The organism is Trinickia dinghuensis, from assembly GCF_003367175.1.
Classification (GTDB): domain Bacteria; phylum Pseudomonadota; class Gammaproteobacteria; order Burkholderiales; family Burkholderiaceae; genus Trinickia; species Trinickia dinghuensis.
Window position 1 is genome coordinate 1 of the sequence record NZ_QRGA01000043.1, and the last position, 1,284, is coordinate 1,284.

The window sequence follows — 1,284 nt, forward strand, 5'->3', positions numbered from 1 at the left end:
ACGTTGACCGCGTACGCGGCGCTGTAGCCCTCGCGCTTCATCAGCGGAATGACGACGCCGCCCATGGCCGAGGTGTCGGCGGTCGGCGAGCCCGACACGCCGCCGAACATCGTGCACGCGACGACGTTCGCCATCCCGAGACCGCCGCGGAAATGCCCGACGGTGGCTTGCGCGAAGCGCAGGATGCGATCGGCGATCCCGCCGTGCAGCATCAGTTCGCCGGACAAGATGAAGAACGGCACGGCCAGAAACGAGAACGCGTTGATGCCCGAGACCATCGACTGCATCGCGGTCGCGAGCGGCAGTCCTTCATGCAGATAGGTCACCACGCAGGCGAGGCCCAGCCCGAACGAGACCGGCACCCCCAGCACGAGGAAGACCAGAAAACTGACGACAAGAATCAAAAGTTCCATTTGAATCACGCCCGCTTAGCCGCGAAGAGCGCCACCAAGCGCTCGATTGAGAAAAGAATGGTGCAAGCGCTGGCGACGAACGGAATCGCGTAGCGAATCGCCTCGGGCAGGCCCAGGATCGGGATTTGATCGTCGAAGGTCGTGATCGCCATTTCCTTCGTGCCGATGCAAACCGCGACGGAAAACGCGATGAGGCAAAGCTGCTGCAGCACTTCGAGCGCGAGCCGCCCACGCGGCGGCAGCGCCTTCGCGAGCGAATCCAAGCCGATGTGCCCGCCGTCGCGCACTTTCAGCGCCGCGCCCATGAATGCGACCACGAGCACCATCAGCAAAGCGATCGGCTCGACATAGTCGGGCGCGTTGTCGAACATGTAGCGCATCACGACGCTGTACATGACCAGCACGCAGAGCACGGCCAGGCAAATCGAGGCGAACACCGTAATCAGAAGAGCAACGATGCCGCTCGGACGCTTGATGAATTTCATCGGTCTACTCTCGAACATCTCGAACAAGACAATGCAACCGCTCGCAACGGCACCGCGGACCGCAACGGCCGGCTAGACCGTGCGAATACCGGCGATGCCGGTGCGAAAGATGACGGCCGCGGCAACCTCGCTTATCAAATCCAATCAATTCGAACGCAAGCTTGCCGGGGCCGCCTCGGCGCTTACTTCGTCGCGACGATTTCGTCGACGATCTGCTTCATCGCCGGCGTCTTTTCGTACTTCGCCCAAACGGGCTGCATCGCCTTCACGAATGCAGCACGATCGATTTGCGCCGGCGGAATGATTTTCACGCCGGCCTTCTTCAGCGTCTGCACGCCTTCGTCCTCTTTCGCGACCCACAGCTTCTGGTAATACGGCACCGAGTC

The 1,284-nt window shown here is 61.6% G+C and carries 2 protein-coding genes and 1 pseudogene; all 3 read right to left on the bottom strand.

Annotation, left to right across the window (positions count from 1 at the left end; genetic code table 11):
• A partial coding sequence (locus DWV00_RS33500; protein WP_147298048.1) for a TRAP transporter large permease subunit occupies positions 1 to 413 on the bottom strand: 413 nt, incomplete at its 3' end.
• A gap of 5 nt (positions 414 to 418) precedes the next feature.
• On the bottom strand, positions 419 to 898 hold the full coding sequence (locus DWV00_RS33505; protein WP_115537903.1) for a TRAP transporter small permease: 480 nt from the start codon (positions 896 to 898) through the stop codon (positions 419 to 421).
• A 182-nt stretch (positions 899 to 1,080) separates the two neighbouring features.
• Positions 1,081 to 1,284: pseudogene (locus DWV00_RS33510) on the bottom strand (TRAP transporter substrate-binding protein); the annotation flags it as partial.

What these genes read in the sequence shown, in the direction of transcription:
- DWV00_RS33505 (WP_115537903.1), bottom strand. Translation starts at nt 898, where the DNA reads ATGAAATTCATCAAGCGTCCGAGCGGCATCGTTGCTCTTCTGATTACG.